The sequence below is a fragment of the Microbacterium sp. UBA3394 genome (assembly GCF_002358725.1).
GTDB lineage: Bacteria > Actinomycetota > Actinomycetes > Actinomycetales > Microbacteriaceae > Microbacterium > Microbacterium luteum.
Window position 1 is genome coordinate 1 of record NZ_DEPK01000030.1, and the last position, 4200, is coordinate 4200.

Genomic DNA, 4200 nt, shown 5'->3' on the forward strand with positions numbered 1-4200 from the left:
CTGGGAGTGTCGGAGTCGTCGTCATGCCCACCCCAGTTCGTGCAGCTTCTCGTCGTCGATCCCGTAGAAGTGCGCGATCTCGTGAACGAGTGTCGTGTGCACCTCGCGGCGCAGCTCCGGCTCGTCGGCGCACCGGTCCAGGTGGGGCTCGCGGTAGACGATGATGCGATCGGGCAGCTCGCCCATGCCGTATCGATCACGCTCGGTCAGCGACCATCCGTCGTAGAGGCCGAGCAGATCGAGACTCCCGTCCTCCGGGCGGTCCTCCACCACGAACACGACATTGTCGAGACCGTCGACCATGTCGTCGGGAAGTCGGTCGAGCTCGTCCACGACGAGCGCCTCGAATGTCTCGGCATCCATGTCACGCATTGGGGTGGCTAACGGGACTTGAACCCGCGACCCCCGCGACCACAACGCGGTGCTCTACCAACTGAGCTATAGCCACCATGTCCTCCCGCCGAGCGGGCAACCAGAAGATTCTCTCACATAATCGGAGCGAACGACGACACGACGGATGACGCGGCGGTGCGTGCGTGATCGCTCGTCGGACCGGGCTCCGGCACGAAGACCGCCTGGCGATAATAGGCCAGTTCGCGGATCGACTCCTTGATGTCGGCGAGCGCGCGGTGGCCGCCGTCTTTCGCCGGCGCGTGAATGTATGCGCGGGGATACCAGCGTCGGGAGAGCTCCTTGATGCTGGAAACATCGACGTTCCGATAGTGCAGGTAGTCGTCGACGTCGGGCATGTACTTCGCCAGGAACATGCGGTCCGTTCCGATGGTGTTGCCGGCCAGCGGGGCCTTGCTCGGCAGGGGGGCGAATCGGCGGATGTACGCGAGAGTCTGCGCCTGCGCGTCCGCGAGGCTGACGCCTGCGGGGAGTTCGTCGAGAAGCCCGGAGGACTCGTGCATCGCGGTGACGAAGTCGTTCATATTGGCGAGCGCGGTCGGGGACGGCTTGATCACGACCTGGAATCCCGGGTCGAGCACTCGCAGCTCGAAATCGGTCACCACGACGGCGATCTCGACGAGTTCGTCGACCGCGAGGTCGAGACCCGTCATCTCGCAGTCGATCCATACGAGTCTGTCGTTCTCGCTCCCGGCCATGGGCTCATCCTATCGATCGCGCCGACACCGGCCGCGTCCGCTCCTTTCGCTACTCTGGAAGGGCCCTCGTAGCTCAATGGATAGAGCATCGGCCTTCTAATCCGGTGGTTGCAGGTTCGAGTCCTGTCGGGGGCACCCCTGGTCGGTCACGCGACCCCTTCCGTTCGGCGTATGACGGGCGTACCGTCGGTGGCGTCGGAAGGAGTTCACCATGGCAACGACCGAGACCACGCATGGACTGTGGGTCGCCTACGGACCCGCGGGGGTGGTGGGAAGCATCCGCCGGGACGACGAGGGCTACACCGTCACGATGGCCGGCGCAGACGAGGCGATCGACACCTACCCGACGATGGACGTCGCGAAGAGCGCACTGCACGCCCATCTCAAGCCGGGGTCGGACTGGCCGCAGTTCCGCGAGCACTGACGCCGCGTCGTCGCGTGTCCGTCAGCGGCAGCGCGACGTGGACGAGCGGACCGATCAACACCGCGAACAGTACCGTGCCCACGCCGACGGTGCCGCCGAGCATCCACCCGGCGGCAAGCACCGTGAGCTCGACGCTGCCGCGTGCCAGCCAGATGGGCCACCTCCAGCGTCGGTGGATTCCGGTCATGAGACCGTCGCGCGGACCGGGACCGAAGTGCGCTCCGATGTAGAGGCCGGAGGCGGCGGCGACCACCACGATCCCGCCGAGGCACGCGGCGACCTGCCCCAGGGCGCCCTCCGCCGGAGGCAGGACGTCGAGGACGACCTGCATGGAGGTGCCGACGAGAACGATGTTGGCCACGGTGCCGGCGCCGGGTCGCTGTCGAAGCGGTAGCCACAGCAGGAGCACGCCGAGTCCGATGAGATTCGTCGTCCACCCGACACCGATGCCGATGTGACCGGAGACACCTTCGGCGAGGACGGTCCACGGGTCCACGCCGAGGCCCGCCCGCACGGTCAGGGCGCACCCGGCTCCGTAGAGCAGCAGCCCCACCACGAGCTGCACGAGGCGACGTGTCATGTCTCGATCCAATACCTCGATTGGCTCAAGGTAAACGGGCCAATGTGATAGAGGTGGCTTCGTGGATGCGAAGATCTCGGCACGCTCCCTGTCATCTGCGCTCGGCGGCTGGCGGTCGCGCGAGCCCGCCTACGAAGCGCTGGCCGACGGGGTGCGGCTGTTGTGCATGGACAACCGGATCGCTCCGCGAACCGCACTGCCGGCTGAGCGCGAGCTCGCACACGCGCTCGGCCTCAGCCGCAGCACGGTGGCGGCCGCGTACCGCAGTCTGCGAGAGTCCGGGCACATCACGAGCGTGCGCGGATCCGGCTCGATCACCTTGCCGCTTCGGCGACACGACCCCGGCCATACGCGAGGCGACGAGGGCGCGATCGACCTGCAGCAGGCGAGTCCGCCCGCGTGGCCGGGGCTGTCGGGGGTGATCGCCGAGGCGGCGGCCGACGCAGCCTCTCTGGTCGGACGATCCGGCTACGACATGGTCGGCGACGAGCGCCTGCGCGCCGGGATCGCGGCTCGCTACTCCGAGCGCGGTCTGCCGACCGATCCCGAGCAGGTGCTGATCACGAACGGCGCGCAGAGCGCCATCCATCTGCTGGCGCGCACGCTCGTGACGCGCGGTGACCGCGTGCTGCTGGAGACTCCCACGTATCCGCACGCCGCGGACGCCTTCCGACGCGCCGGAGCCCGATTGGTCGGCGTTTCGGTGACCACGTCCGACGGCTGGGATCTCGATCGCGCGACCCAGGCCTTCGGGCGCACTCTCCCGATGCTCGCGTACCTCATGCCCGACTTCCAGAACCCGACCGGGCGGTCGATGTCCGACCGGGAGCGAGCCGTCTTCCTGCGCGAGGCCGAGCGGGCCGGCACCACCCTCATCGTGGACGAGACGACGGCGGACCTCGGGATCGAGGAGCCCCGTTCCGGCGTGCGATCTTTCCGCGCCGCCGATCCCGCGCACGTCGTGCGCATCGGCTCGGTCGGCAAGACCGTCTGGGGCGGCTTGCGCGTCGGATGGATCCGGGGCGAGGTGGGGCTGCTGCGCCGACTCGTCGCGGCACGGCCGGAGGGCGACCTCGGCACCCCGGAGCTGGAGCAGGACATCGCTCGGCGTCTCGTCGCTCGCATGGACGAGATCGTCGCCCAGCGGGCGCACGTGCTGGGGGAGGGCCGCGACGCCGTGTCGGCGGCGCTGCGCGAACGGCTTCCCGAATGGGCCGTGCCGGAGGTGCGCGGCGGCGTCTCGTTGTGGGTCGGGCTGGATGCGCCGCTGAGCTCCGCCCTGGTGATGGATGTGCGATCGCGGGGCCTTCTGCTCTCGGCGGGACCGCGCTTCTCGATCGAGGGTGGCCATGACCGCCACCTTCGGGTCCCGTTCACGAGTGCGCCAGACGCGCTGGTGCGTGCGGTCGACATTCTCGCGGAGCGCTGGCCGCAGGTGCGGCGGCTCGCTCCGGACGCCGGCGTGGACGCACTCGCGACCGTCGTATGAGGCCCGCACGCGGCCTCGTCATGCGTAGCGGATGCACTCGAGAGCGTCGTCGGGTGACCAGAAATCTCCCAGGGTCTGGAACTCCCGACGCAGCGGGTTGAGACGACGTGCGCGCCAGCGCTCGAGCGTGTCGTCTCCGACGCGCTCGAGGTGACCGACGATCCTGCCCCGCGCGTCGAGCACACGCCACAGGCCGAAAGATGCCGGGTGCAGTCGCAGCGGTGTGGGTCGCGTGAGGTGCGGCGCGATGGTGTCGGTCAGGACGATCATGATTCTCTCCTCTCGAGTTCGAACGTAGCTTCGACCTCCGACATCGCAATCGAGGGGCTCACCATTCCTGCACAGGTGATGCCTCGCCGTGCTCTGTCCACGGCGAAGCCGGGGGACGGTCGTGGTCTCGTCGGCGCCGGTGAAGCTGGTCGTGCCGGCGGTCGTCGGGCACGCGGCCGCCGGCTCACATCGCGGGGAAGTCCCCCGCGCACGCTGAGGAGGAGACATGAACGACACCATCACCGTGGTGGGCAACCTCGCCACGCCACCCGAGACGAAGCACCTCCCGGACGGCACGCCCGTGACCAGCTTCCGGCTCGCCTCGAGC

6 protein-coding genes and 2 tRNA genes are annotated in these 4200 nt (G+C 68.7%); 3 read left to right on the forward strand and 5 right to left on the reverse strand.

The annotated features are described in order from the left end of the window. Positions 1–21: 21 nt before the first annotated feature. The 3 genes from B4E30_RS01475 to orn all read right to left on the reverse strand — a co-directional run bounded on the left by B4E30_RS01475 (position 22) and on the right by orn (position 1109). On the reverse strand, positions 22–372 hold the full coding sequence (locus B4E30_RS01475) for a metallopeptidase family protein (RefSeq protein ID WP_071043274.1): 351 nt from the start codon (positions 370–372) through the stop codon (positions 22–24). After that, positions 373–448 (reverse strand) — tRNA-His (locus B4E30_RS01480). 37 nt (positions 449–485) lie between these two features. After that, positions 486–1109 carry an oligoribonuclease gene (gene orn / locus B4E30_RS01485; protein ID WP_286793202.1) on the reverse strand — a complete coding sequence of 208 codons (624 nt, stop codon included), beginning with the start codon at positions 1107–1109 and terminating at the stop codon, positions 486–488. Between the two features lie 62 nt (positions 1110–1171). On the opposite strand from orn, the gene B4E30_RS01490 reads away from it, so the two are divergent. Together B4E30_RS01490 and B4E30_RS01495 are read left to right on the forward strand one after the other, a co-directional pair. Further along, positions 1172–1244: transfer RNA gene (locus B4E30_RS01490), tRNA-Arg, on the forward strand. Positions 1245–1320: 76 nt separating this feature from the next. After that, on the forward strand, positions 1321–1533 hold the full coding sequence (locus tag B4E30_RS01495) for a methyltransferase (RefSeq protein WP_286793203.1): 213 nt from the start codon (positions 1321–1323) through the stop codon (positions 1531–1533). Here the strand turns inward: B4E30_RS01495 and B4E30_RS01500 are convergent. Then, the gene (locus tag B4E30_RS01500) at positions 1493–2113 is read right to left on the reverse strand and encodes a YczE/YyaS/YitT family protein (RefSeq protein WP_286793204.1); all 621 of its coding nucleotides are present in this window, start codon (positions 2111–2113) and stop codon (positions 1493–1495) included. The two genes, B4E30_RS01495 and B4E30_RS01500, sit on opposite strands and share 41 nt — an antisense overlap. A 61-nt stretch (positions 2114–2174) precedes the next feature. Here B4E30_RS01500 and B4E30_RS01505 point away from each other — a divergent pair, with 61 nt between their 5' ends. Further along, the gene (locus B4E30_RS01505) at positions 2175–3602 is read left to right on the forward strand and encodes a PLP-dependent aminotransferase family protein (protein ID WP_286793205.1); all 1428 of its coding nucleotides are present in this window, start codon (positions 2175–2177) and stop codon (positions 3600–3602) included. Positions 3603–3620: 18 nt separating this feature from the next. Here B4E30_RS01505 and B4E30_RS01510 read toward each other — a convergent pair whose 3' ends face one another. After that, positions 3621–3872, reverse strand: coding sequence for a hypothetical protein (locus B4E30_RS01510; protein ID WP_286793206.1), 252 nt, complete (start codon positions 3870–3872; stop codon positions 3621–3623). Positions 3873–4200 lie beyond the last annotated feature (328 nt).

Coding starts and splice junctions, on each gene's coding strand:
- B4E30_RS01475 (WP_071043274.1), bottom strand. CDS start 372: ATGCGTGACATGGATGCCGAGACATTCGAGGCGCTCGTCGTGGACGAG.
- B4E30_RS01510 (WP_286793206.1), bottom strand. CDS start 3,872: ATGATCGTCCTGACCGACACCATCGCGCCGCACCTCACGCGACCCACA.
- orn (WP_286793202.1), bottom strand. CDS start 1,109: ATGGCCGGGAGCGAGAACGACAGACTCGTATGGATCGACTGCGAGATG.
- B4E30_RS01495 (WP_286793203.1), top strand. CDS start 1,321: ATGGCAACGACCGAGACCACGCATGGACTGTGGGTCGCCTACGGACCC.
- B4E30_RS01500 (WP_286793204.1), bottom strand. CDS start 2,113: ATGACACGTCGCCTCGTGCAGCTCGTGGTGGGGCTGCTGCTCTACGGA.